Annotated in this window: 19 protein-coding genes; 13 read left to right on the top strand and 6 right to left on the bottom strand. The window is 69.5% G+C overall.

Annotated features, from left to right (window positions below):
• Positions 1-274: 274 nt before the first annotated feature.
• The 8 genes from H5411_RS18690 to H5411_RS18655 all read left to right on the top strand — a co-directional run bounded on the left by H5411_RS18690 (position 275) and on the right by H5411_RS18655 (position 10,593).
• A complete protein-coding gene (locus tag H5411_RS18690) occupies positions 275-1,072 on the top strand; it encodes a TIGR02569 family protein (protein WP_101435730.1) in 798 nt (265 codons plus the stop codon).
• Between the two features lie 115 nt (positions 1,073-1,187).
• Complete coding sequence (locus H5411_RS18685) at positions 1,188-3,224, top strand: molybdopterin oxidoreductase family protein (RefSeq protein WP_183124453.1); 2,037 nt, start codon at positions 1,188-1,190, stop codon at positions 3,222-3,224.
• A complete protein-coding gene (locus H5411_RS18680; RefSeq protein WP_183124452.1) occupies positions 3,221-4,645 on the top strand; it encodes an FAD-dependent oxidoreductase in 1,425 nt (474 codons plus the stop codon). Before H5411_RS18685 ends, H5411_RS18680 begins: the two co-directional genes overlap by 4 nt.
• 26 nt (positions 4,646-4,671) lie before the next feature.
• Positions 4,672-6,009, top strand: a complete 1,338-nt coding sequence (locus H5411_RS18675) for a nitrate/nitrite transporter (RefSeq protein WP_246369055.1) — start codon at positions 4,672-4,674, stop codon at positions 6,007-6,009.
• Position 6,010: 1 nt separating this feature from the next.
• Complete coding sequence (gene nirB, locus H5411_RS18670) at positions 6,011-8,515, top strand: nitrite reductase large subunit NirB (RefSeq protein ID WP_183124450.1); 2,505 nt, start codon at positions 6,011-6,013, stop codon at positions 8,513-8,515.
• A complete protein-coding gene (gene nirD / locus H5411_RS18665; RefSeq protein ID WP_376772177.1) occupies positions 8,512-8,844 on the top strand; it encodes a nitrite reductase small subunit NirD in 333 nt (110 codons plus the stop codon). The genes nirB and nirD overlap by 4 nt, the downstream gene beginning before the upstream one ends.
• Entirely contained in the window at positions 8,841-9,968 is a 1,128-nt protein-coding gene (locus tag H5411_RS18660) for a uroporphyrinogen-III synthase (RefSeq protein WP_183124449.1), read from the top strand. Before nirD ends, H5411_RS18660 begins: the two co-directional genes overlap by 4 nt.
• A gap of 10 nt (positions 9,969-9,978) precedes the next feature.
• Positions 9,979-10,593, top strand: a complete 615-nt coding sequence (locus tag H5411_RS18655) for a formylglycine-generating enzyme family protein (protein WP_312878420.1) — start codon at positions 9,979-9,981, stop codon at positions 10,591-10,593.
• Here the strand turns inward: H5411_RS18655 and H5411_RS18650 are convergent.
• The 3 genes from H5411_RS18650 to H5411_RS18640 are packed head-to-tail and all read right to left on the bottom strand — an operon-like array spanning position 10,590 to position 13,087.
• Positions 10,590-11,540, bottom strand: a complete 951-nt coding sequence (locus H5411_RS18650) for a squalene cyclase (protein WP_101435722.1) — start codon at positions 11,538-11,540, stop codon at positions 10,590-10,592. The two genes, H5411_RS18655 and H5411_RS18650, sit on opposite strands and share 4 nt — an antisense overlap.
• Positions 11,541-11,561: 21 nt before the next feature.
• Positions 11,562-12,680 (bottom strand): winged helix DNA-binding domain-containing protein, encoded by a 1,119-nt coding sequence (locus tag H5411_RS18645; protein ID WP_101435721.1) that lies wholly within the window; start codon positions 12,678-12,680, stop codon positions 11,562-11,564.
• A gap of 11 nt (positions 12,681-12,691) precedes the next feature.
• The gene (locus tag H5411_RS18640) at positions 12,692-13,087 is read right to left on the bottom strand and encodes a DUF3224 domain-containing protein (RefSeq protein ID WP_101435720.1); all 396 of its coding nucleotides are present in this window, start codon (positions 13,085-13,087) and stop codon (positions 12,692-12,694) included.
• 62 nt (positions 13,088-13,149) lie between these two features.
• Between H5411_RS18640 and H5411_RS18635 the strand changes: the two genes are divergently transcribed.
• Both H5411_RS18635 and H5411_RS18630 read left to right on the top strand, forming a co-directional pair.
• Entirely contained in the window at positions 13,150-14,127 is a 978-nt protein-coding gene (locus H5411_RS18635) for a helix-turn-helix transcriptional regulator (RefSeq protein WP_101435719.1), read from the top strand.
• Between the two features lie 89 nt (positions 14,128-14,216).
• Complete coding sequence (locus H5411_RS18630; RefSeq protein WP_101435718.1) at positions 14,217-15,023, top strand: uroporphyrinogen-III synthase; 807 nt, start codon at positions 14,217-14,219, stop codon at positions 15,021-15,023.
• On the opposite strand, the gene H5411_RS18625 is transcribed toward H5411_RS18630, so the two are convergent.
• Both H5411_RS18625 and H5411_RS18620 read right to left on the bottom strand, forming a co-directional pair.
• Positions 15,020-15,841 carry a siderophore-interacting protein gene (locus H5411_RS18625; protein WP_101435717.1) on the bottom strand — a complete coding sequence of 274 codons (822 nt, stop codon included), beginning with the start codon at positions 15,839-15,841 and terminating at the stop codon, positions 15,020-15,022. The two genes, H5411_RS18630 and H5411_RS18625, sit on opposite strands and share 4 nt — an antisense overlap.
• Positions 15,842-16,269: 428 nt before the next feature.
• Positions 16,270-16,599, bottom strand: coding sequence for an MGMT family protein (locus H5411_RS18620; RefSeq protein WP_101435716.1), 330 nt, complete (start codon positions 16,597-16,599; stop codon positions 16,270-16,272).
• A gap of 116 nt (positions 16,600-16,715) precedes the next feature.
• On the opposite strand from H5411_RS18620, the gene H5411_RS18615 reads away from it, so the two are divergent.
• Positions 16,716-19,889 carry an ATP-dependent helicase gene (locus H5411_RS18615; protein WP_183124457.1) on the top strand — a complete coding sequence of 1,058 codons (3,174 nt, stop codon included), beginning with the start codon at positions 16,716-16,718 and terminating at the stop codon, positions 19,887-19,889.
• Entirely contained in the window at positions 19,886-23,266 is a 3,381-nt protein-coding gene (locus tag H5411_RS18610) for an ATP-dependent helicase (RefSeq protein ID WP_101440777.1), read from the top strand. Before H5411_RS18615 ends, H5411_RS18610 begins: the two co-directional genes overlap by 4 nt.
• Positions 23,267-23,269: 3 nt before the next feature.
• Here H5411_RS18610 and H5411_RS18605 read toward each other — a convergent pair whose 3' ends face one another.
• Positions 23,270-23,653 (bottom strand): DoxX family protein, encoded by a 384-nt coding sequence (locus H5411_RS18605; protein ID WP_101435714.1) that lies wholly within the window; start codon positions 23,651-23,653, stop codon positions 23,270-23,272.
• Positions 23,654-23,759: 106 nt separating this feature from the next.
• Here H5411_RS18605 and H5411_RS18600 point away from each other — a divergent pair, with 106 nt between their 5' ends.
• On the top strand, positions 23,760-24,842 hold the full coding sequence (locus H5411_RS18600) for a potassium channel family protein (RefSeq protein ID WP_101435713.1): 1,083 nt from the start codon (positions 23,760-23,762) through the stop codon (positions 24,840-24,842).
• Positions 24,843-25,091: the final 249 nt, after the last annotated feature.

Genomic DNA, 25,091 nt, shown 5'->3' with positions numbered 1-25,091 from the left:
CCCCGCTCTCCCGACCCCCCCCCCCCCGCCCCCCGATACGAAGCCTCCCTGCGGTTCGGGGGTGCTTGTCAAGCCATCTTCCCCGCCTTGACAAGCACCCCCGAACCGTCAGCACAATCCAGCTTCGGGGTGCCCCACGCCCCGCCCCTGCGCAATGTCGCCGCCAGGCGACGAGCCGCCCGACCGACCCCACCAACCCCCGCACCCGAGAAACCACCCATGACCAGCGAGTCTCCGCAATAACCCACCCCTCACCGGGGTAACCTCCCCCTTTGTGCGGTCAACCCTCGAACGTCCCTCCGAACGCGTCTGCTCCGCGTTCGGCAGCGACGCCGGCGCCATCACCCTGCTCCCGGACTCCGAAACCTGGCACGCCGGGGACGTGGTCTTCAAACGCGTCACCGACCGCTCCCAAGCCCTCTGGACCGCCCGAGCCCTCGATTTCGCCGACGACCCCGGCCTCCGCATCGCCAAGCCGGTGCGGTCGAGGGACGGCCGCTGGATCGTCGGCGACTGGTCAGCGTGGCGGTACCTCCCCGGCACCACCGAACACCGCTGCGAGGAATCGGTCCTGGCCGCGGTCCGCCTGCACCGAGCCACCGCGGATCTGCCCCGTCCGGACTTCCTCTCGTCCCGCGACGACCGGGACGCCATCGCCGACCGCATCGCCTGGGAAGAACTGGACCGCCCCCTTCCCGAGGAAAAAGGCGGCCGCTGGTTCGAAATCCTCGCCCCGTCCCGCCGCCCGATCAAACTTCCGCACCAGGTGGCCCACGGCGAACTCCTCGCCGGTCTGCTCTTCGACGGCGACGCGGCCCCTGGCGTAGTCGATTTCGTCGCCTACTACCGCCCCGGCGAATGGGGCGCGGCGATCGCCGCGGTCGACTCGCTGATCTGGGGCGGGGCGACCGGAGCGCTCCTGGAACGCTGGGCACACCTTCCCGAGTGGCCCCAGCTCCTCCTGCGTGCCATTCTCTTCCGTCTAGCCTCGCACGCGCTCGACCCTCGTTCCACCAACGCCGCACTGGACGGCCTGCGCGCGGCCGCCCGCGAGGTCAGCGCGATCCTCTGACTCACTGCGCGACCCCGCCCTGACGGCGGGCAATGTCAACTCCCTGAAACATTCCGGCACGTCGAGGTAACACAGCGTCCTTACCGTCGGGTCATCGCCGATCCGAGGAGCGCCTGTGCCGCACGTCGACACACATTGCCCGTACTGCGCTCTGCAGTGCGGGATGCGCCTTGACGAGACCCGGGTCACTCCAAGAAATTTCCCGGTCAACGCGGGCGGCCTGTGCCAGAAAGGCTGGACCGCCGGCGCCCTGCTGAAGTCCGGCGCACGACTGACCTCGCCGCTGCTCCGCCGAGACGGAGAACTGCAGCCGGTTTCCTGGGGCGAGGCACTGGATTTCGTCGCGGACCAACTGCTCGCCTCGCGTCGTGAGCACGGCGCGGACTCGGTCGCCGTGTTCGGCGGCGGAGGACTCACCAACGAAAAGGCTTACCTGCTCGGGAAATTCGCCCGGGTAGCGCTCGGGACGTCGCAAATCGACTACAACGGCCGCTTCTGCATGTCCTCCGCCGCCGCGGCCGGGATGCGCGCGTTCGGCGTCGACCGCGGACTTCCGTTCCCGGTCACTGATCTCGCGGGAGCGGACGTCGTCCTGCTCGCTGGCGCGAACCCGGCCGAGACGATGCCGCCGTTCATGCAGCACCTGGACAGCGCGGAACTGATCGTGATCGACCCGCGCCGCACACCGACGGCCGAGCGGGCCGCGCTGCACCTCGCACCCGCGCCGGGTACGGATCTCGCGCTGGCGTTGGGGATCCTGCACGCGGTCGTCGCCGAAGGCCACCTGGACAAGTCCTATGTGGATCTTCGGACGGCCGGCTTCGACGAGATGTGGCGCATCGCCGCGACCTGGTGGCCGGAACGGGTCGAGCGGGTCACCGGGGTCTCGGCCGCGGACCAGCGTCAGGCCGCGGAAATGCTGGCCCGGGCTGGCAACGCGTATGTACTGACTGGGCGCGGGACGGAACAGCACGCGTCCGGCACCGCGACCGTCGGCGGGTGGATCAACCTCGCTCTCGCGCTGGGATTGCCCGGTCGCGCCGGGTCTGGCTTCGGCTGTCTGACCGGACAGGGCAACGGCCAGGGCGGACGCGAGCACGGGCAGAAAGCGGATCAGCTGCCGGGGTATCGCAAGATCGACGATCCGGCGGCGCGTGCGCATGTCGCCGAGGTCTGGGGTGTGCCAGCGGAAAGCTTGCCGGGTCCGGGCCGGTCCGCGGTCGAGCTGCTCGACGAGCTGGGAGAGTCGATCAAGGCGTTGCTGGTGTTCGGGAGCAACCCGGTGGTATCGGCTCCGCGCTCGTCCCGAGTGCAGGAACGCTTGGCCGGACTGGATCTTCTCGTGGTGGCGGACTTCGTCTTGTCGGAGACCGCGGAACTGGCTGACGTGGTTTTCCCGGTGCCGCAATGGGCCGAAGAAGAAGGCACGTTGACCAACCTCGAAGGTCGAGTGCTCTTGCGACAGCGGTCGATTGAGCCGCCGGACGGAGTGCGCAGCGATCTTTCGCTGTTGCGTGATCTCGCGGTCCGTATTGGCCAGCCCGTCGAGCGGTTTCCGGATGACGCGGCGGAGGTCTTCGAGGAGCTGCGCGCCGCGTCGAAGGGCGGAGCTGCGGACTACTCCGGCGTGACTTACCAACGGTTGCGCTCCGGGGAAGCGTTGCACTGGCCGGTTCCGGACGAAGCACACCCGGGCACGCCGCGGATGTTTCTCGACGGCTTCGCGCATCCGGACGGACGGGCGCGATTCGCGGACGTTGACCACAGTGGACCAGCGGAGTTGCCGGATGAGGCGTTCCCGTTGCAGGCCACGACCGGTCGCGTCCTGCAGCACTACCAATCCGGTGTGCAGACTCGCCGGATCGCGGAACTGACGGCAGTCGTTCCGGAGGTGTTCGTCGAGGTGCATCCGGATACCGCGGCGCGCTCCGGGCTGGCCGACGGCGACCGCGCGGTGGTGCGGTCGCGACGCGGGGAAACAGTCGCGCAGGTGCGCTGTGTGTCGTCCATGCGCGCGGACCTCGTCTTCATGCCGTTCCACTTTCCCGGTGCGGCGCGGGCGAATTTGGTGACCAACGCGGTGCTCGACCCGGTGAGCCGGATGCCGGAGTTCAAGGTGTGCGCGGTGTCGTTGGCGAGGGCGGAAGCATGAGCGCGCGGAACGTCGTCATCATCGGATACGGGATGGCCGGGGCCCGGCTGGCGGACGAGATCCGCAGGCGTGATCCGGAAGGCGACCGAGTACGGCTGACTGTGCTCGGCGAGGAGCCGCATCCGGCGTACAACCGGGTGCTGCTGTCCACTGTGGTCGCTGGCGGGATGAACCCGGACACGGTGCGGCTGCACGATTCCGAGTGGGCGGCGCAGACGCGGGTCGACCTGCGGCTCGGAACGCGGGTGACGCAGATCGACCCGGCACGGCGGCTGGTCCGCACTGAAACCGAGGATTTCCCTTACGACGCGGTCGTCCTCGCGACCGGGGCCGCACCCTGGATGCCGCCGGTCGAAGGCCTCGAACTCGGGCCGGAGGTCGTGGCGTTCCGAACGCTGGACGACTGTGCGCGCATCGTGGACGCCGCACGTCCGGGCGCGCCGGTCGCCGTACTCGGTGGCGGGCTGCTCGGCTTGGAGGCCGCGCGAGGGCTGGCGGGTCGCGGCGCGAACGTGACGGTGGTGCATCCGCAGCCGCATGTTTTGGAACGGCAACTGGATTCCGGCGCCGGGCGGGTGCTGGCGCGCCGGCTGGCCGAGCTGGGTGTGACATTCCGGTTCGAGGTGACGGCCGCTCGGCACCTTCCCGGAGACGGCCTCAAACTCGACGACGGCAGCTTTGTTCCCGCGGACCTGGTGGTCGTCGCGGCCGGGGTGCGACCGGAGACGTCGCTCGCCGAAGCCGCTGGACTCGCGGTGGACCGCGGGATTCTGGTGGACGATCTGCTGAGGACTTCCGACGGCCGGATCCACGCGCTGGGCGACTGCGCCCGGCACCCGGGTGCGCCGGCCGGATTGGTGCAGCCCGCGTGGGAACAGGCGGTGGTGCTCGCGGATCTGCTCACCGGCGCGGACGCCACGGCTCGCTATCGCGGCACCCGCACGGTCACCCGGCTCAAGGCGCGCGACATCGACCTCGCCGCGCTCGGCGAAACGCAGGTGACCAGCGAGGACGCCGCGGCCGAGGTCGTGACCTTCGACGATCCGTCCGGCGGACGGTACGGCAAGCTCGTCGTCCGCGGCGACCGCGTGACCGGTGCGATCCTGCTCGGCCTCCCGGACGCGGCCGCGACCGTGACGCAGCTGCACGACCGAGGCACGCCAGTACCCGAAGACCGGCTCGCCGTGCTGCTCGGCCGCGCGATGCCCGCGGGCGCGCCGACGGCGGCCAGCCCAGCGGATCTTCCTGCGTCCACGGTGATCTGCCGCTGCAACGCGGTGACCAAAGGCCGCCTGATCGAAGCCTGGCGGGGTGGCGCCACCGACGCTGCCGCACTCGCCCGTACCACCCGCGCCACCACGGGATGCGGCAGCTGCCGCGACACGGTCGGCGCGGTCGCGGACTGGCTGGCCGCGCAATGACCGCCCCCGGTAACGAGGAGGACGCCATGACCCGCCGTTGGATCGAGCACTGGGATCCCGAGGACGACGAGTTCTGGGAAACGACCGGCAAGCGAGTCGCCCGGCGCAATCTGTGGTTTTCCGTGTTTTCCGAGCACATCGGCTTCTCGGTCTGGACCCTGTGGTCGGTCGTAGTGCTGTTCATGGGCCCGGCCTACGGATTCAGCGCGGCGGACAAGTTCCTGCTCGTCTCCACGCCGACGGTGGTCGGCGCGATCATGCGGATCCCGTACACCTTCGCGGTCGCGCGCTTCGGCGGTCGCAATTGGACAGTCATCAGCGCACTGCTGCTGCTCATTCCGACGGTGCTGACGGCGATCGTGCTGCACCCGGGCACCTCGCTCGGAACCTTCGTGCTGATGGCCGCGCTCGGCGGTGTCGGGGGTGGCAACTTCGCGTCGTCGATGGCGAACATCAACACCTTTTATCCCGAACGGCACAAGGGCTGGGCGCTCGGGTTGAACGCCGGAGGCGGAAACCTCGGCGTCGCGGTGATTCAGCTCGTCGGGCTTCTCGTCATCGGGACGGCGGGTGCGACCGCGCCGCGATTGGTGCTGTACATCTACCTTCCGCTGATCGTCATCGCCGCGACGTGCGCAGCGTTGTTCATGGACAACTTGGTCAGCGTCCGCGGTGACACGAAGGCAATGCGCGAGGTAGTCCGTTATGGACACACCTGGGTGATGTCGCTGCTGTACGTCGGCACGTTCGGTTCCTTCATCGGTTACAGCTTCGCCTTCGGTTTGGTGCTGCAGAACCAGTTCGGCCGGACGCCGTTGCAGGCGGCCGCGGTGACGTTCCTCGGTCCGCTGCTGGGTTCGCTCTCGCGGCCGATCGGCGGGTGGCTCTCGGACCGTATCGGTGGTGGCCGGGTCACCTTCGCGACGTTCGGCGCGATGGCGCTGGCGACCGTGGTGCTGGTGCTGGCTTCTTCGACTGATTCGCTGGCGACATTCACCGCGGCGTTCATTGTCCTGTTCGTGCTCACCGGAATCGGCAACGGATCGACGTACAAGATGATCCCGGCGATCTTCCAGGTGAAGGCGCGTGCCGCGATTCAGGCCGGTGCCAACGAGGCGGCGGAACTGCGCAACGCTCGGCGGCTGTCCGGAGCCTTGATCGGGCTGGCCGGCGCGATCGGCGCGCTGGGCGGGTTGTTCATCAACCTCGCGTTCCGGCAGTCGTTCGCCACCGCGCACAGCGGTGTTCCGGCGTTCGTCGGATTCCTGGTCTTCTACGCGGTGTGCGTGGGTGTGACGTGGTTCGGCTATCTGCGCAAGCCGGCGGTGCGCGCGCAGGTGGCGTTGGCAGGAGCGGAGGTCTGAAATGCCTACAGTGGTGGTTGCCGGGCACGGCATGGTCGCGCACCGGTTCGTGGAGGCACTTCGTGCGGCAGACGCGGCGGGCCAGTGGCGGGTCGTCGTCATCGGCGAGGAGAACCGTCCCGCTTACGACCGGGTCGCGCTGACTTCCTATGTGGACAGTTGGGATCCGGCCGCGTTGGCGTTGCCCGGTTCCGATTACGCGGACGACGACGCGGTCGAGCTCCGGCTTGGCGAAGTGGTCGTGTCGGTGGACCGCGACGCCAAGACGGTGACGACGGATTCCGGGCACGTGCAGCCGTACGACTCGCTGGTGCTGGCGACCGGTTCCCGCCCGTTCGTCCCGCCGGTGCCGGGTCGGGATCTGCCCGGCGTGTTCGTGTACCGGACGATCGAGGACCTCGACGCGATCCGCGCGGCAGCCGAACGGCAGGGCCGCGGCCGTCGGGCAGCGATGGTGATCGGCGGCGGTCTCCTCGGTCTGGAGGCAGCGAAGGCATTGCGGGACATGGGCTTGTCGCCGCACGTGGTGGAGATGGCACCGCGGTTGATGCCCTTGCAGGTCGACGATGGTGGCGGCGGTCTTCTCCGGCGGCTCATCACGAACCTGGACGTGACTGTCCACACCGGAACTTCGACGAACGCGATCGAGGCCGACGGATCGCGGCTGCTGGCGCGGCTGGGCAACGGCACGGAGCTGGACGTCGACCTGGTGGTCTTCTCCGCCGGTGTGCGCCCCCGGGACGACTTGGCTCGTGAGTCCGGTTTGGACGTCGGCGAGCGCGGCGGCGTCCTGGTCGACTCGACGTGTCGGACCAGCGACCCGGCGGTCTACGCGATCGGCGAGTGCGCGGCGGTCGAGGGCCGGGTGTACGGCATCGTCGCGCCGGGATACGCGATGGCGGAGGTGGTCGCGGCGCAGCTCACCGGTGCCACGGCGAGCTTCCCCGAGCCGGACACCGCGACCAAGCTGAAGCTGATGGGCGTGGACGTCGCCAGTTTCGGCGACGCGCACGCGGCCACCGAAGGTGCGTTGGAAGTCGCGGTGAACGACGCCGTGGCCGGTACGTACAAGAAACTCGTGGTCACCGACGACGGCCGGACGCTGCTCGGCGGGGTCCTGGTCGGCGACGCGGCGGAGTACAACACGCTGCGGGCGTTGGTCGGCCGTCCGCTTCCCGCCGACCCGGGTGCGTTGCTCGCGCCCGCCGGTGGCGGTGCGGCGGTCGGCGTGGACGCGTTGCCGGACGAGGCGCAGGTCTGTTCGTGCAACGGGGTCTCCAAGGGCACGCTGACCCGGGCGATCACCGAGGACGGCTGCGACTCCGTCGGGAAGCTGAAGGCGTGCACGCGCGCGGGAACGTCGTGCGGTTCGTGTGTGCCGATGCTGGCGAAGCTGCTGAACGCGTGCGGGGTCGAGCAGTCGAAGGCGTTGTGCGAACACTTCACGCAGTCTCGCGCGGAGCTGTTCGAGATCATCCAGGCGACGCGGATGACGACGTTCAGCGAGATTGTCAGCCGGTACGGCTCCGGGACCGGGTGCGCGGTGTGCAAGCCCGCGGTGGCCTCGATCCTGGCGACGCTGGGCAACGGGCACATCCTCGAGGGCGAGCAGGCGGCGCTGCAGGACACGAATGACCGCTTCCTCGCGAACATGCAGCGCAACGGCAGCTATTCGGTGGTGCCGCGAATTCCCGGCGGGGAGATCACGCCGGAGAAACTGATGGTGATCGCGCAGGTCGCGCAGGACTTCGGGCTGTACACCAAGATCACCGGCGGACAGCGGATCGACCTGTTCGGGGCCACTGTGGACCAGCTGCCGGACATCTGGCGGCGACTGGTCGACGCGGGCTTCGAGTCCGGGCACGCGTACGGCAAGTCGTTGCGGACGGTCAAATCCTGTGTCGGCTCGACCTGGTGCCGGTATGGCGTGCAGGACAGCGTGGGGCTGGCGATCGATCTGGAGCTGCGGTACCGCGGTCTGCGCTCGCCGCACAAGATCAAGGCCGGAGTGTCCGGGTGTGCGCGTGAATGCGCCGAAGCGCGCGGCAAGGACTTCGGCGTGATCGCCACCGAACACGGATGGAACCTCTACGTCGGCGGAAACGGCGGAGCCACGCCGCGGCACGCGGAGCTGCTCGTGTCCGATGTGGACACCGAAACGCTGGTGCGCACGATCGACCGGTTCCTGATGTTCTACGTGCGCACGGCGGATCGGCTGCAGCGCACGGCACCGTGGATCGAGGAGCTGGACGGCGGACTCGACCACCTGCGCGCGGTGATCGTGGACGACAGCCTCGGCATCTGCGAGGACCTGGACGCGGCGATGGCCAAGCACATCGAGGGTTACACCGACGAATGGCGAGGGGTGCTGGAGGACCCGGACAAGCTGGCGCGGTTCAGTTCGTTCGTGAACGCGCCGGGCACGCCGGACCCGTCGATCTCGTTCCGCGAGGAGCGCGAACAGAAGATCCCGGTGCTGCTGGGAGTTCCGGAGGTGCGGCGATGACCATGACTTCATCCTGGACCGCGGTGTGCGCGGCCGCGGACATCCCGGAGTTCTCCGGAGCCGCGGCGCTGATCGACGGCCAGCAGGTGGCGGTGTTCCACGCGGGCGACGGCTGGTACGCACTGTCCAATTGGGACCCGTGCAGCGGGGCGGCGGTGCTGTCGCGCGGGATCGTCGGCGACGCCGGGGGAGAGCCGGTGGTCGCGTCGCCGGTCTACAAAGAACGGTTCTCGCTCCGCACCGGCGCGTGTCTCGACGCGGAAGGCGTTTCGGTGCCGGTGTACCCGGTTCGGGTACGGGACGGGGTGATCGAGGTGGGCTCGCCGTGACTGACGTCCGGCCTCTGGCCGGGTTCACGGTAGGCATTACGGCAGCGCGCCGAGCTGAAGAGCTGGGCGCGCTGCTCGTACGCCAGGGTGCTGCCGTCCGTTACGGGCCGGCGATCCGGATCGTGCCGCTGGCGGACGACACCGAGCTGCACGCGGCGACGATGCGGTTGCTGGAGTCGCCAGTGGACATTGTGGTGGCGACGACCGGGATCGGCTTCCGCGGCTGGATCGAGGCCGCGGAGGGCTGGGGCCTCGGTGAAAAGGTCCTCGACCATCTGTCGAATGCGTCGTTGCTGACCCGGGGCCCCAAAGCGGCCGGAGCAGTGCGGACCGCGGGGCTGGCGGAGGACTATTCGCCCGCCTCGGAGAGCAGCGCGGAGCTGCTGCAGCACCTGACGAAGTCCGGAGTGGACGGAAAGCGGATCGCGGTGCAGTTGCACGGTGAACCGCTGCCGTACTTCGCGGAGACTCTTCGGCAGGCGGGCGCCGAGGTCATCGAGATCCCGGTGTACCGCTGGGTCGCTCCAGCCGATCCGGGACCGCTCGACCGGCTGTTGGACGCGGTCTTGGAAGGGACGATCGACGCGTTGCCGTTCACGAGCGCGCCGGCTGCCGCGTCCACCGTCGCGATGGCCCGGCGGACCGGTCGTCTCGCGGCGTTGATCGAGGTGTTGAGCAACCGGGTGGTCGTGGCGTGCGTGGGTCCGATCGCGGCCGCGCCGCTCGCTTCGCTGGGCATTCCGACTGTCCAACCGAGACGGTCGCGGATCGGCGCGCTGGCGAGAACGGTGGCGGACGCACTGGTCACCGCCTCGCCGACGCTGTATGTCGCTGGACATGTGCTGCAGATCCGCGGTACCGGCGCGCTGGTGGACGGCGAATGGCGCGAGATCGCTCCGGCCCCGATGGCGCTCCTGCGGGCTCTCGCGCGGCAGCCCGGCCGGGTGGTCGCGCGCCGGGAGCTGTCGGCCGAGCTTCCGTCCGGCGGCGAGGCGCACGCGGTGGAGACGGCGATCGGCCGGTTGCGGACGTCCCTCGGCGGCAACGGAGTGGTGCAGACGGTGGTCAAACGCGGTTATCGGCTCGCCGTGAATCCCGGCGACACCCCAGCGCCGATCGGCTAACCTCGGCACGGTGCGGATGGTCCCCATTCCGCCGGGAACGGTGACGCTCACCGACCGGCGGACAGAACGTAGCTGGACAGTCGACGTGCCCGCGTTCGAGCTCGGCGCGTTCCCGGTCACCCAGGAGCAGTACGACGGCGGCGGAGAGCTGCCTGCCGTCGAGGTGTCCTGGTTGGACGCGGTGCGGTTCTGCAACACGCTGTCCGAACGGGACGGACTGCCACCCGCATACCTGGTGGGAGGCAACGAGGTGGACTGGGATCGGTCAGCGCCCGGCTACCGGCTGCCTACTGAAGCCGAATGGGAGCACGCCTGCCGTGCGGGCACTGCGGGCCCGAGGTATGGCGACCTGGACGAGATCGCTTGGTACGAAGGGAATTCCGGCGGCCGGCTGCATCCTCCCGGCGAGAAGCAGCCGAACGCTTGGGGTGCTTACGATTTGCTCGGCAACGCTTGGGACTGGTGCTGGGATCTCTACGACCCGGCGGTGTACGGCGAGTACCGAGTGCTCAAGGGCGGCGGATGGGCCGACGAACACTGGAGCGTCCGGGTGTCGGTGCGCCGTCGGAGTCACCCGACGTTCCGCGTTGACGACGTCGGCTTTCGCGTAGCACGGTCTGTTTAGGACTGTGCGGAGTCCCACCAGGACAGAATCCGGGTGCCGTACAGCGTCAGCCACTTCGAGGGCTCCCCGGCCGGGACGTCGACCTCGAACCACATGTCCCCGGGCAACCGGCCAGCCTGCAACCAGGTTCCGTCCGGCTGCCGGGCGGCCCGAACCCGCTCCACGGCGTCGGCGAGACGCGGGTCCGGCGGAATGTCGTCCACGATCGCGGCCTCGCGGAAGTACTCGAGCGCGTTGATCGCGCTGTAGTGCCACCGCACCGGATAAGCGAAATGGTCGACCCAGGACGCCACTTGCTCGCCGGTCGAAAGCCGGTACAGGAGACGGCGTTCCAGCAGGTATTCCTCGCCGGCGCGGCGGGCGGCGTGCGTCTCGTCGGTGCCGCCGGTCGCGACGTCGTAGGCGAGCAAGCCCTTCACCGCGTTGATCGTCGAGTGGAAGGACGAGCGCTTCGACCCGTCGACCCATTCGCAGTTCCAGCCGCCGTCGGCCATCTGGTGTTCGGGGAACCAATGGGCGAGCTGGGAGACGTCCACGCCGAGCCAGCCGCCGTTCGCGAGTGTCCAGGCGTTGATGCAGACGTCGACCTCGCCGTCCCAGTACGGCAGATCATGGTATTCCCACCGGGAATTCTCGGCGATCAATTCGGCGGTGCGATTGGCGCGCAATACCGCCGGATCCATCCCCCATTCACGCAGCATATTGAGTGACCAGGTGGTGGCTGTCCACGGCTGTCCGGTGTCCGGGCCGGGTTCGAATCGAGCTGGGAAGAAAGCACCGCCGGCCCACTGTCCGTCCGGGTCCTGCCGCGCGAGGAGTTGCGCGCCGAAGCCCTCGGTCGCGATCTTGTGCCGGGTGGCCGTCCAGACCTCGGGCGGCGCGCCCGCCAAGTCCCGTTCGACCTGCCAGCGCAGCGCCGGGTCTGAGTCGAGCAGCCATTTCAGCACGTCAGAACTTTAGCCCGCCGGTCAAGCCCACGTCACGGAAAAGTCCGGGTAACCCCGGGCGGACGCGGCCCGGGCCGCCTCGTCCTCGGCGGCGGCGCGGTCCGCGCGGCGAAGCGGGTCAAATTCGGTGAGCGCGAAGGTCAGCCGTTTTCCGGACGCTTTCATGCGCCAAGTGCCCAGAATCTCGCCGTCGACCAGAATCGCGCCCGGGCTGCCGAGAATCTTCCACACCTCTTTCGCCCGCGCTTTGTCCGGAACGAGTACGGCTTTGTCGCGGCCCTGCGTGTACGGATCGAGCGGCGGCAGCAGACGCACTCCAGCGGGCGACGGCGGGTTCTCCAACGCGGCCAGCCGGTCGTTCGGCACGAACGTCCGCCGACCGTCCACCTTGACCTCGGTGACCGCATCGGGCCAAGTCTCGCGGATGCAAGTCTTCGCGGTGCCGACGAAACCGGCCGCGTCACCGGGCGTCGCGGGTCCGTTGAAGCGCAAATACTGCTCAAGCACCCGCGAAACCGCCGCCGGAACCGGACGCGTGGACAGCCGTCCGCGCTCCTCCAACGGCGCGAGCGTCGCCGGACTCTGCCCGGCTTCGAGCCGCGCACCGCCGTGGAGGGCCGCGATCCGCATGAGCTGTTCGTGCACATGGGTGGCGTTGCACGGACGGCACCATCGGCTGTACGCGGGCGGCAGCAGTTTCGTGATCTCCGTGCTCACCGCGCCCTTGGTCATCGGCTTGGTGACCACTTTGCGGATCGCCCGGGCGGTCGTGAAAATAATGTCCACCGGCGACTCGTCGACGGCCTGGATGTCCTTTTTCTGCCACAACATCCGGGCCAGTGCGTCCGGCTCGTCAATCGGCACCAACGCGGCTGCCAGCTCCGGCAGATCCGTGCGCCGGTGGAAATGCGGCGCGCCCCGGTGCGACCACACGAGGGCGAGCCGCTGATCGTCCACAAGGGACTCCGGAGTGACCGGATCCGGCATCCGGGCCGCCAGCGAGAGCAGGGCGGTGTCGCGCATGCTGTCCTGCAGTCCGAGGTCCAGCAGCGGCAGGTCGTACGGATCGGCGACGGAGCGGTGCAGCCCCTGCTCGGCGATCCGGTACGCCAGCGCCTGTTTGCGCGACACCTCCAGCATCCCGGCCTCCTTCAGAGCGTGTAGTCGAAGGTGTACGACACGGTCTGTTCGCCCAGCACGCCGTGCACCGTGCCGGTGCCGCGGATGCCGGTCAGCTCGCCGGTCCCGGAGCCGGGCACGACCTCGAATTCCGAGCGGATGCTCTTCGGGTCGAAACCCCACTCCTGGCGGACGATGAACGTGCCGCGACGGCCGTCGACGGCGCCCTCGAACCGGTCGTAGCCCGGTGACGTGGTCGCGCCGCCGTCGTAGCCCTCGCCCGGGTAGTACAGCAGGTAGTCGCCGGTGGCCGCACCCTGGATCACGCCCGAGTACTCCATCGCGGCGTGCACGTAGGCGACGCGGGGGCCGCCCTCCTCGCCGCTCGCCACGTGCTCTTCCCACTTCGTCATGCCAAACGTGTTCATGCCGCTCACTTAATCAGCCATACCTGCCATCTTGTGTCAGGTATTTCCGCCATACTCTTCGCATGCGTGCCGGCCGTCTGCTCACCGTGCTTCTCCTGCTGCAGAACCGCGGCCGGATGACCGCCGAGGAACTGGCCGCTGAGCTGGAGGTTTCGGTCCGGACGGTGTACCGGGACATCGAGGCGCTGTCGGCCTCGGGCGTGCCGGTGTACGCCGACCGCGGCCGCAGCGGCGGTTACCAGCTGGTCGACGGCTACCGGACCCGGCTGACCGGGCTCAACGAGGACGAAGCCCAGTCGCTGGCGCTGGCCGGGCTCCCGGTGGCGGCCGCCGAGCTGGGGCTCGGCACGGTGCTGGCGGCGGCGCAGCTGAAGCTGTACGCCGCGCTGCCGCAAGAGCTGCGCAGCCGCGCCGGCCGCGTCGCCGAACGCTTCTATCTCGACGTACCCGGTTGGCATCGCGGCATCGAAAGCCTGCCCACCCTGTCCGCGGTAGCCGACGCGGTGTGGGCTGGGCGGCGGATCCGGATCCGGTACGAACGGTGGGGGCAGCGCGAGGTCGAACGGGTGCTGGAGCCGCTCGGGCTGATCCTCAAAGCGGGCAACTGGTACCTCGCGGCCCGGTGCGAGGGGACCGATCGCACCTACCGGATTTCGCGCATCCACGAGCTGACCGACCTCGGCGAGGAGTTCGAGCGACCGGCGGAATTCGACCTCGCTCGTTACTGGCAGGAGTGGTCCGAGCAGTTCGAACGCCGGATGTACCCCCGAAAGGCGACAGTCCGCCTGTCGCCGCGTGCACAGGCTCTCGTACCGTTCTATGCGGGCAGCGTCGGCGCCCGGGCGCTTCGCGAGGCGGTCGCCGCCGGAGCGGAACCGGACGGCGACGGATGGTTGACGATCGAGCTGCCGGTCGAACCGGGAGAACCGGCGATTGGCGAACTGTTGCGGTTCGGGCCTCATCTGGAGGTGCTCGCGCCGCAGGACCTGCGGACGGAGCTGGCGGCGGCGATCCGGGAGATGGGGCAGGCGTATGAGTGAGCGGGACGGCGTGCGGACGAGTTGACCGATGCCGGGGCAGGGTTTCTGCTCGCCGGCGGGCGAATTTTCGCAGGAGATGAGGCAGGCGAATGGGTGAGCTGGACGGCGTGCGGATCGGCGTCACGGCCGAGCGGCGCGCGGACGACCTGATCGGCGCACTGCTCCGGCACGGCGCGGAAGTGCGGCACGCGCCGACGATCACGATCGTCCCGCTGGCCGACGATCCGGAACTGCGCCGCGGCACGGAAGCCGTGCTCGCCGCGCCGATCGACCTCACCGCGGTCACCACCGGAGCCGGGTTCCGCGGCTGGCTCGACGCCGCCGAAGGCTGGGGCCTTCGCGACGCACTGCTGGACGCCCTGGCCGGGTCGCGCATTTTCGCGCGCGGTCCGAAAGCGGTCGGCGCGGTGCGGGGCGTCGGCCTGCGCGAGGAGTACTCCGCGCCCGGCGAAACCAACGACGAGCTGTTCGGCGCGCTCACCGAAGCCGGTGTCGAGAGCGCGCGCGTGGCGGTGCAACTGCACGGCTCACCGCTGCCGGAGTTCACCGATCCGCTCGCTGTGTCCGGGGCGTCGGTGCTCGCCGTGCAGCCCTACCGCTGGCATACGCCGCCGGATCCGGAACCGGTGTTCTCGTTGATCCGTGAAGTTTTGGCCGGCGAACTGGTCGCGTTGGTGTTCACCAGCGCCCCGGCCGCGACGAACTTCCTGGCGCTCGCCGACGAATCCGGTCGTGGCGCAGAGCTGCGCGAGACCTTGCGCAGCGGCACGGTCGTCTGCGCGTGCGTTGGTCCGGTGACCGCGGCACCGTTGGAGACAGCGGGAATCAGCACGCTGCAGCCGGAGCGTCAGCGGCTAGGCGCGCTAGTGAAGCTGGTGGTCGCGAAGCTCAGTTAGGACGCTTCGGCCTGCTGTCGTCCCGCGGCTTCTTCGCTGAGTCCTTGCCGCCAGTACCCGGTGAAGCAGATGGCTGTCTTGTCGAAGCCGCGCTCGCGGACAAGGTGGCGCCGAACGAGCTTCACGACGCCTGCTTCGCCGGAAACCCATGCGTACGGCGTGCCGCTGGGCAGCTCAGCCGCGCGTACGGCGTCCACGAGCGCTTCGCCGTGCGTACGCGCACCGCGGACCACCCAGTGCACCTCGACCGCACCGTTGGTCTCGAAGGTCTGTCGCTCCGCGTGGTCCGGAATCTCGACGTACACCGACGCGCGCGCCGACTGCGGCAGCCTCTCGAGGATGCCGCCGATCGCCGGCAACGCCGTTTCGTCGCCGACCAGCAGCTGCCATGTCGTCCCGTCCGGCACGTCGTACAGGCCGTGGGGCCCGAGGAACGCCACCCGGTCGCCGACCTCCGCCTGCCCGGCCCACGTCGACGCCGGGCCGCCGCTCTCCTCGTGCAACACGAAGTCGACGTCCACCTCGCCGCTCTCCGGACGCGCGGCGCGCACCGTGTACGTCCGCATCGGCGGCCGGACGTCGTCGGGCATCGCGAGGTACCGGCGATACCAGGACAGGACGTCGTCATCCCCCGTCTCGGTAGGCGGAAGCTGCGGCTCCTCGTCGCCGGGGAGCGGGAAGAACACCTTCACGTACGCGTCCGGCGCCACCGGGCCCGCCGCCGCGAGCCCCGGGCAGGCGAAGGTGACCCGGGCCATGTGCGGGGTGATCCGCCGGACCGCGGTGACCCTGCCGTGGTGGTAAGTCAGGACGCTCATGAGGTGAGGCTAACCTAAAATGGTCGCGCCGGGCTACGCCTGGAGAGGATGGCGGACGCCACGCTTTTCCCAGCAGGACCGGCTTTCGGCGGCGGCGAGCTGGCCTTGCCCGGAGCGGTGCCGCTCGAATTCCGAGCCTGATCGTCGCGGCGTCTCGCGTGAATGGGGCGAGGGCTCGGCTGCCAGCCTGCGGCCTGAGCGGCTCTTTTTGCGGCGAGTCGAAGCCGATTCGCGCCGAGTGCCACCTGGGGTGCGCTGGGACACCGGATGCCACGAGGTGCGCTAGACGCACCGAGTGCTCTGTTGGGTGGATTGGGCGCACCGAATGTGGCATTGGGGCGGATGCCTCGCAGGGGCTCTCGTAAGCGTCAGCGCGCCCGTAAGCCGCCGGGTGAGGGCGGTTGTCCGGGAACGGCCGTCCGGGAGCGCTAGAACAAGCCGGGCGGCTCGTCCTCGCTCGGCTCGTCCCCGTCCGGACGCCAGCGGTACTTCCGCAGGTCCACCTTCTGGCCGTCCGCCAGCACGCCCTCGGCGCGCAACCGCTCGAGCTGTTCGTGCAGCAAATGCGGCGCGGGAGTCCCGTTCGCGCGGAGGATGCGGTGCCAGGGCAGGTCGTGGCCGTCCTCGGCGAGGGCGCGGCCGACCATGCGCGGAGAGGGAGCACCGGAGAGCGCTGCGACGTCGCCGTACGTCGCGACTGTCCCCGCGGGTACGTCGGCGATGACTGCGCGTATCCGCTCGTGCAGTTCGTCGTTCATGACCCAGCCGAGGATAGTCCCGCCGAGGGGTGTGCCGGTGCGCCACCCGGGTGAGCGGGCATGGTTCCATCGCTGATGTGCACGTGCGGAGAGCGGGAAACGGGCAGGCGCGGCTGGTGCGCCCGCCGGTCCCCGCCGCACCCTCGTTCACCTGGGACGAGGACGCTCGCCGGCTGCTGTCGGCTCCCTCCGGATTCCGCCGGGTGCTCGGCGGGCCGGGCACCGGCAAGACGGCGCTGCTCGCCACCGCCGCCGCGCGCCGGATCGCGGAGGGGGCGGATCCGGAGAGCGTGCTGCTGCTCACGACGTCCCGTCGGGCGGCGGACGCGCTGCGGGCCGACCTCACGCGGCGGCTCATGTCGGACCCGGATCAGGGGTCTCCGCTGCCGCGCACGGTGAGTGAACCGCTGGTGCGCACAGTGCATTCGTACGCGTTTTCCTTGCTGCGCCTCGAAGCTCGCGCCGAGGAGCTGCCGCCGCCGCGGTTGCTGGCCGGAGCCGAGCAGGACGTCGTCGTGCGCGAGCTGCTGGAGGGCGACCTGGAGGAGGGCGCGACCGGGTGGCCGGAGCAGTTGCGTCCGGCGCTGACCGTGCCCGGGTTCGCCGAGGAGCTGCGCGACCTGCTGATGCGGGCCGCCGAGCGCGGGCTCGGGCCGGAGGACCTGACCGAACTCGGACGTCGCCAGGACCGCGAGGAATGGGTCGCCGCGGGGCAGTTCTGGGCGCAGTACGAGGAGGTCACCCAGCTGCAGGGGGCGGGCGGCAACGCGCTCGGCCTGCCCGCCGCGCCCGCGCTCGACGCCGCGGAGCTGGTGACGTCGGCGTTGCTCGCGCTGGAGGACGACGAGGAACTGCGCGAACGCGAGCGAGGCCGGGTCCGGCATTTGTTCGTGGACGACGCGCACCACCTGGATCCGTTGCAGGTCCAGTTGATCCGCACGATCGGGCACACCGCGGAGGAATTCGTGGTGGCCGGCGATCCGGATCAGTCGGTGTTTTCCTTCCGCGGTGCGGACCCGAAGCTGTTCGCCGATTCCGACAACGACGGCGACCGGACGGTCATGCTGACCACGTCGCACCGGCTCGCTCCGACGGTCCGGGCGGCGGTCGCGAAGCTCGGCGCGACCTTGCCTGGTGCGTCCCCGCATCGGAAGTTGGTTACGCCGCAGGGAAAACGCGGCGGCAAAGTGCGGGTGCGGCTGATGCCGACTCCAGCGGCGGAGGCCAGCTGGATCGCCGACCAGCTTCGCCGGGCGCATCTCGTGGACGGGGTGCCCTGGTCGGAGATGGCGGTGCTGGTGCGGTCTCCGGCGCGGACTTTCCTTGTGCTGCAACGCGCCTTGCGTGCGGCCGGGGTGCCGATCGGCTCGGCTACCGAGGAATTGCCGTTGGCGAAACACTCCGCGGTACGGCCGTTGCTGGCGGTGTTGCGGATCGCGGCGGAGCCGGAACTGCTGGACGTCGATATCGCGGAAATGTTGCTGTCGTCGTCGCTCGGCGGGGCTGATCCGTTGGCGTTGCGTCGGTTGCGGCGCGGTCTCCGTCGGCTGGAGCTGGCTGGCGGCGGGCAGCGGTCGAGCGACGAACTGCTGGTGGAAGCGTTGCGCGGCGGGGACATTCTCGTCGGTCTGGCTGACAACGAGGCGCTGCCGGTTCGTCGGGTCGGGAAGCTGCTGAGTGTTACGCACCAAGCGGTGAGCCGCGGTGAAGGCGTCGAGCAGGTGCTATGGGAGCTGTGGCAGGCGAGTGGGCTGCAGGAACGGTTGCTGCGGTTGGTGGATCGCGGCGGCTCGCTCGGCGCGCAGGCTGACCGTGACCTGGACGCTGTGGTGGCGTTGTTCGATGCGGCAGGACGGTACGTCGACCGGTTGCCCAAGGCGAGTGTCGCGGCGTTCGCGGATTACCTGTCGTCGCAGAACATCGCGGGCGATACGCTCGCTCCGTCGGCTATCCCGGGCGAAGGGGTTTCGCTGCTCACCGCGCACGCGTCGGCGGGTCGCGAGTGGACAGTGGTCGCGGTCGCGGGGGTGCAGGAGGGTGCGTGGCCGGACCTGCGGCTGCGTGGCTCGTTGCTGGGCGTCGAGCGACTGGTCGATCTGCTGTCCGGAGTGGACGAACACGACAAGGTGTCCGCCATCGCACCGATTCTCGCCGAGGAGCGGCGGCTGTTCTATCTAGCGGCGAGCCGGGCGCGCCGGACGCTGCTGGTGACCGCGGTGGCCGGAGAAGACGAGCAGCCGTCCCGTTTCCTCGACGACCTGGAGGAGAACGGCGCCGACGACGGCATGCTCGATTCCCGGATGAAACCGCCGGGCCGGTCGCTCGTGCTGGCCGAACTGGTCGGCGAGTTGCGCGAGGTCGTGTGCGACGACAAGGCGGATCCAGAACGCCGGAAGCGGGCGGCGAAACAACTCGCCCGGCTGGCTGCCGCTGGGGTTCCAGGGGCGCATCCGGGCACCTGGTACGGATTGATGGATGCGTCCACCGAGGACCCCGTGCACGGGCCTGGCGACCTGATGCGGATCTCTCCGTCCACTGTGGAAATTCTGGTGAAGTGCCCGCTGCGCTGGCTGATCGAACGACACGGCGGCAGCGATCCGGCACAGCTGGCGGCGGTTACCGGAACTCTCGTGCACGGTTTGGCGCAGGCGATCGCGGGCGGCAGCACTGAGGAGCAGATTCAGGCCGCGCTGGACGAGGCGTGGGTGCGCGTGGACGCTGGCGCGCCGTGGTTTTCCCGGCGCGAGCGGTCGCGGGTGGAGCAAATGCTGCGCAACTTCGTGTCGTGGCTGGAAATGTCGCGGCGCGAGCTGATTGAGGCCGGGGTCGAGCAGGACATCGAGGTCGAGTTGCCGATGGGCGACGAAGAGGTGCGCGTGCTGCTGCGCGGACGCGTCGACCGGGTCGAGATGGACAAGGACGGCCGCCCGGTGATCGTGGACATCAAGACCGGCAAGGTCCCGGTGTCCGGTGCGGACGCGGAGAAGCATCCGCAGCTCGCGGCGTACCAGCTGGCGGTGCTGCTGGGCGCGGTCGAGGGCAAGAACACGCCCGGCGGCGCGAAGCTCGTGTATGTCGCGAAGGGGAACAACAAAACCGGTGCCACGCAACGGGACCAGCCGCCGATGGACGAGGACAGCGGGCGCGAGTGGCTGGAACTCGTGCGGTCGGCCGCTGCCGCCGCGGTCGGTCCGGACTACCAGGCGCACGAGAACGCCGACTGCGACCGGTGCCCGGCGCGCGGTTGCTGCCCGTTGCGCCCGGAGGGCCGTCAGGTGACCGGACCGTGAGCCCGGTGGTGCTCGCCAACCCCGTCGGGCCCGCGGAAATCGCCGACGCACTGGGGTTGCACCGTCCGACGCCCGAGCAGGCAACCGTGATCGCGTCGCCGGTCGAGCCGTCGCTGGTCGTCGCGGGCGCGGGCGCGGGGAAGACCGAAACCATGGCCGCGCGCGTGGTCTGGTTGGTGGCCAACGGAATCGTGAGCCCGGAGCGAGTGCTCGGCTTGACCTTCACCCGGAAGGCCGCGCGTCAGCTCGGAGAGCGAGTGCGGGCGCGGTTGCGGCGCCTCGCCGGTTCGGGGCTGCTGGAGCGGATCGATCCGTCGGGCGCGTTGCGGGCCACTGTGGTCGCGGGCGAGCCGACGGTCCTGACTTATCACGCGTATGCCGGACGGTTGCTGTCGGAACACGGTTTGCGGCTTCCGGTGCAGCCTGGCGTCCGGTTGCTGTCGGAGACTTCGTCGTGGCAGCTCGCGCATCGCGTGGTGTCCACCTGGGACAATGACCTGGACACCGACCGGGTGCCGCCGACGGTCACCGCGCAGCTGCTCGCACTGGCCGGTGAACTTGGCGAGCATCTGATTTCGACGGAGAAGCTCGCGCAGTACTCCGAGTGGCTGTGCGAGATCATCGAGAACGCTCCCCGCGCCAAAGGCCAGCGTGCGACGCTTCCGGTGAAATTGCAGGAAGTGCTGGCGGCGCAACGGTTCCGGCTCGCTTTGCTGCCGTTGGTCGAGGATTACCATCGGCGCAAACGGGCGGAAGGCGCGCTCGACTTCGCGGACCAGATGTCGCTGGCCGCGCAGCTCGCCGACGGATATCCGGCGGTGGTCGCGGGCGAGCGTGAGCGGTACGGGGCCGTGCTGCTGGACGAATACCAGGACACCGGGCACGCGCAGCGAGTGTTGCTGCGGTCGTTGTTCGGCGGTGTTGAGCATCCGCCGATACCGGTGACCGCGGTCGGCGACCCGGCGCAGGCGATTTACGGCTGGCGCGGCGCGAGTGCGGCGAACCTGCCCCGGTTCACCACGGACTTTCCGCGCCGCGGTGAGGAAAGGCTCGAAACCGCGCACGAATTCGGGCTGCTCACCAGTTTCCGCAATCCGCCGGAAATCCTGGAGCTGGCCAACGCGATCTCCGAACCGTTGCGGCAGCGCGGACTTGGCGTCGAACGGCTTCGGGCGCGCGATGGTGCCGGTCCGGCGGACATCGCGGTCGCGCTGCTGCCGGACGTGCGCGCGGAACGCGAGTGGGTCGCCGACGCGATGGCGCGGCGTTGGCATGCGGTGAAAGAGGAATCCGGCAAGCCGCCGACCGCGGCGGTGCTGGTGCGTCGACGCGCTGACATGGCGCCGATCGCGGCGGAAATGCGCATGCGCGGACTGCCGGTGGAGGTCGTGGGCCTGGGCGGATTGCTGGACGAGCCGGAGGTCGCCGACCTCGTGTCCACGCTGCGGGTGCTCGCCGATCCGCTGGCCGGCAGCGCGGCAGCGCGGCTGCTGACCGGCGCGCGCTGGCGGATCGCGGCGGCGGACGTCGCGGCGTTGTGGCGGCGGGCCAACGAACTCACCTCGCCCGAGCCGCGTGCGAAGGAGGGCGACGAACCGGAACTGGTTGTCGAACGCGCGGAACAGGCCGGGCTGATGGACGCCGTCGACGACCCCGGTGCCCCCGAGCGTTATTCCGCCGAGGGGTACCGGCGAATTCGCCGGCTGGGCGCGGAATTGACCGCGTTGCGTCGTCGGCTGGACCAGTCGCTGCCGGAATTGGTGGCGGACGTCGAACGCACGATGCTGCTCGACGTCGAATCGCTCGCCCGTCCCGGGTCAGCGGGTCGCGCGCATTTGGATGCGTTCGCCGAAGTCGTCACCGATTACGCGGAGACCGCGCCGACTGCGACCCTGCTGTCCTTTGTGGACTACCTCAACACCGCGGCACATGCGGAAGACGGCCTCACGCCTGGCGAGGTCCAAGTGGTTCCGGACCGCGTGCAGGTGCTCACTGTGCACTCCGCCAAGGGGCTGGAGTGGGAAGTGGTCGCTGTCCCGCACCTGGTCGCCGAGGTGTTTCCCGGCAAGCGTCGTTCGTCGTCGTGGTTGCGTACCTCTACTGCGCTGCCCGCGCATTTGCGCGGTGATGCGGCGGATCTGCCGAAGCTGCAGATCGCGGAAGGCTACGACCGCAAGGAGGTGCAGGAAGCGCTGGAACTGCACGAGGAAGGGTTCGTCGCGCGCGAAGCCGACGAGGAACGTCGGCTGTGTTACGTCGCGCTGACCCGTTCCGAGCGTGCGTTGCTTGTTTCCGGGCATTGGTGGAACGAAAGCAGTACGCGGGCTAAAGGGCCGTCGATCTTCCTGTCGGAAATCGCCGAGGTGATGAACGAGGCCGATCCGCCGCTCGGCGTGGTGGACGCCTGGGCGGACGAACCGGCCGAGGACGACGAGAACCCGCTGGTCGCGGACTCCCGGACGGCGCAGTGGCCGGTGGACCCGCTGGGCGACCGGCGTTCCGGCGTGGCTGCCGGCGTAGAGCTGGTGCTGGCGGAAATGGCCGCCCTGGAAGAAGAACCCGAGCCGGAGCCGGAAGCTGAGCCGCTGCCCGCGGCCGACGACGACGAAATCCCGCTGCCGCCGGAGCCGGAGGACGAAGAAGGCTACCTGCCCGACGACGACTATTTCGAAGACGACGAGGACGTCATCGATCCGGAAGACCCGGACGGCTGGGCCGCCGACACCGACGTCCTCCTCGCCGAACGCGCCCGTGCACAATCCACTGTGGACCGGGTTGTACTGCCCGCACAGCTGAGCGTGAGCCAGTTGGTGGACCTGGCGTCCGACGCGGACGCTCTCGCTCAACGGCTGCGCCGCCCGCTTCCGTTGCCGCCCAACACGTTCGCCCGCCGTGGCACCGCGTTCCACACCTGGCTGGAACAACGGTTCTCCGGCGACCGGCTGCTGGAGATCGACGACCTTCCCGGTGCGGCCGACGTCGGCGAGGCCCCGGACACGGATTTCGAAGCCCTGCAAGAAGCTTTCGAGAGCAGCGAATGGTCCGACCGGGTCCCGGTGGCCGTAGAGGTGCCGTTCTCCGCGGACGTCGAAGGCATCACTCTGCGCGGGCGGATGGATGCGGTGTACGCGGATCCCGACGGCGGCTGGACCGTCGTGGACTGGAAGACGGGCTCCGTTCCGTCCGAAGAACGCTTGCCGGCCTTGGCCATTCAGCTCGGCGCGTACCGGCTCGCGTGGGCGGCGTTGAAGAAGGTGCCGGTGGACCGGGTGCGCGCGGCCTTCCACTATGTCCGACATGGACACACGTTGCGTCCGGCCGATCTGCTGGACGCGGAAGGCCTGCGGGCGTTGCTGCGCAACGTTCCGCAGGAGTAAGAGCTAGGCCCGATCGCGCACGGTCAACGCCCAGCTCACCAATGGCCACTGCAGTGGCAGCCGCAGCCACGCCACCGCGCGATCCCGAGCAGGACGGCCGCGTCGCTGGTAGTCCAGTGCCATTTTCACGTTGCCCGGAAACACTCCAACGAACAGCAGCGCCGCCGCCAACCCGCCCAGCCGGCGCGTGCGCGGCAGCGCGATCCCGGCAGCGACGGTGAGCTCGGCGGCGCCCGACGCGTACGTCCAGGTGCGCCGGTCACCGGGCAATTCCTTCGGGACCAGCGCGTCGAACGGCTTCGGCCGGGCGAAGTGCAGGACGCCCGCCCCGGCCAGCAGAGCAGCGAGAAGATGCGCCGGACGTTGCGACGCGCGAGGCTCGGACATGCGGCAAGCCTGCCACAGCATGATCCTTGCGACGGGTGTGCGGGTGCTCCGTTTGGGTTATCCTCCCGGCTGTGAGTGACGCCGAACGCCCGCGGGGAGCCGGTGCATGAAGGCCCTGAAACGGCTGCCCCTGAACGTCCGGTTGAACGACCGGCCCGACCACGAGCTCGTCGGCGTGATCCGGATGCCGGAGCTGACGGTCAGCCCGATGCGGTCGATCGTCAAGCGGATCATCGGCGCGCTGCTGGCGCTGCTGGCCACCGTGCTGATCGTCTACCTCGACCGCGACGGCTACCGCGACGCGAACGGCGACGGCCTCTCGCTCCTCGACTCGCTCTACTACGCGACGGTTTCCCTCTCGACCACCGGCTACGGCGACATCGCCCCGGCGACCGCGTCCGCGCGGCTGGTGAACGTCATCGTGATCACGCCGCTGCGGGTGCTCTTCCTCATCGTCCTCGTCGGGACCACCCTGGAAGTGCTCACCGAGCGCTCCCGGCAGGCGTTCAAAATCCAGAAGTGGAGGACGAAGGTGCGTGACCACACCGTCGTCGTCGGTTTCGGCACGAAGGGCCGCTCGGCGGTCAACGCGCTGCTCGGCGACGAGGAGGTGCAGGCCAACCGCGTTGTGGTCGTCGACACCGACCAGCAGGCGCTGGACGCGGCGAGCGCGCTCGGGCTCGTCACCGTGCACGGATCGGCGACCAGGTCGGACGTCCTGCGCGTCGCGGGCGTGCAGCACGCGCGAGCCATAGTGGTCGCGCCGAACCGCGACGACACCGCCGTGCTGGTCACCCTCACCGCGCGCGAGCTGGCCCCGAAAGCGCACATCGTGGCGTCGGTGCGCGAGGCGGAAAACGTGCACCTGCTGAAGCAATCCGGGGCCAACCAGGTCGTGGTGTCGAGTGAGACCGCCGGGCGGCTGCTCGGAATGGCGACGTCCAGCCCGCTCGTGGTGGACATGGTCGAGGACCTGCTGACGCCGGAATCCGGGCTGGCGATCGCCGAGCGCAGCATCGAGCCGAGCGAGGAAGGCGGATCGCCGAGGCACCTGCCGGACACGGTGCTCGGCGTGGTGCGCGACGGGGTGCTTTACCGGGTGGACGCCCCGCAAGCGGACGCGCTGGAACCGGGGGACCGGTTGCTGTACGTCAAGAAGGTCACGCAGGTCGACCAGATCGAACGCTGAGGTCGGGCTGGTTCGCTGGGGTCTTCCTGTAGCGGGAGCAGAGTCCGCGGCGCGTGGGTGTCGCGTCTGCTGTTGGCCTGGCGAGCGGTGCTGTTGCGGGAGCGGATAGACCTGCGGCTCGTCTCGGCCGGTGTTCCGTGCCGGTGCTGGTGAGCAATGCGGCTGCAAGTCCGCTGCACACCGCGCTGCTGCCTCCCCCAATGCCACATTGGGTGTGCTGAGCGCACCGAATGTGGCGTTGGTGCGGTT

Origin of the sequence: Amycolatopsis echigonensis, assembly GCF_014174495.1 — a bacterium.
Lineage (GTDB): Bacteria > Actinomycetota > Actinomycetes > Mycobacteriales > Pseudonocardiaceae > Amycolatopsis > Amycolatopsis echigonensis.
The sequence above is the reverse complement of the archived record's forward strand: the minus strand, read 5'-3'. Positions and strand labels throughout refer to the sequence as shown.

Coding starts and splice junctions, on each gene's coding strand:
- H5411_RS18680 (WP_183124452.1), top strand. CDS start 3,221: ATGAGCGCGCGGAACGTCGTCATCATCGGATACGGGATGGCCGGGGCC.
- H5411_RS18675 (WP_246369055.1), top strand. CDS start 4,672: ATGACCCGCCGTTGGATCGAGCACTGGGATCCCGAGGACGACGAGTTC.
- nirB (WP_183124450.1), top strand. CDS start 6,011: ATGCCTACAGTGGTGGTTGCCGGGCACGGCATGGTCGCGCACCGGTTC.
- nirD (WP_376772177.1), top strand. CDS start 8,512: ATGACCATGACTTCATCCTGGACCGCGGTGTGCGCGGCCGCGGACATC.
- H5411_RS18645 (WP_101435721.1), bottom strand. CDS start 12,680: ATGCTGGAGGTGTCGCGCAAACAGGCGCTGGCGTACCGGATCGCCGAG.
- H5411_RS18640 (WP_101435720.1), bottom strand. CDS start 13,087: ATGAACACGTTTGGCATGACGAAGTGGGAAGAGCACGTGGCGAGCGGC.
- H5411_RS18635 (WP_101435719.1), top strand. CDS start 13,150: ATGCGTGCCGGCCGTCTGCTCACCGTGCTTCTCCTGCTGCAGAACCGC.
- H5411_RS18630 (WP_101435718.1), top strand. CDS start 14,217: ATGGGTGAGCTGGACGGCGTGCGGATCGGCGTCACGGCCGAGCGGCGC.
- H5411_RS18625 (WP_101435717.1), bottom strand. CDS start 15,841: ATGAGCGTCCTGACTTACCACCACGGCAGGGTCACCGCGGTCCGGCGG.
- H5411_RS18620 (WP_101435716.1), bottom strand. CDS start 16,599: ATGAACGACGAACTGCACGAGCGGATACGCGCAGTCATCGCCGACGTA.
- H5411_RS18605 (WP_101435714.1), bottom strand. CDS start 23,653: ATGTCCGAGCCTCGCGCGTCGCAACGTCCGGCGCATCTTCTCGCTGCT.
- H5411_RS18600 (WP_101435713.1), top strand. CDS start 23,760: ATGAAGGCCCTGAAACGGCTGCCCCTGAACGTCCGGTTGAACGACCGG.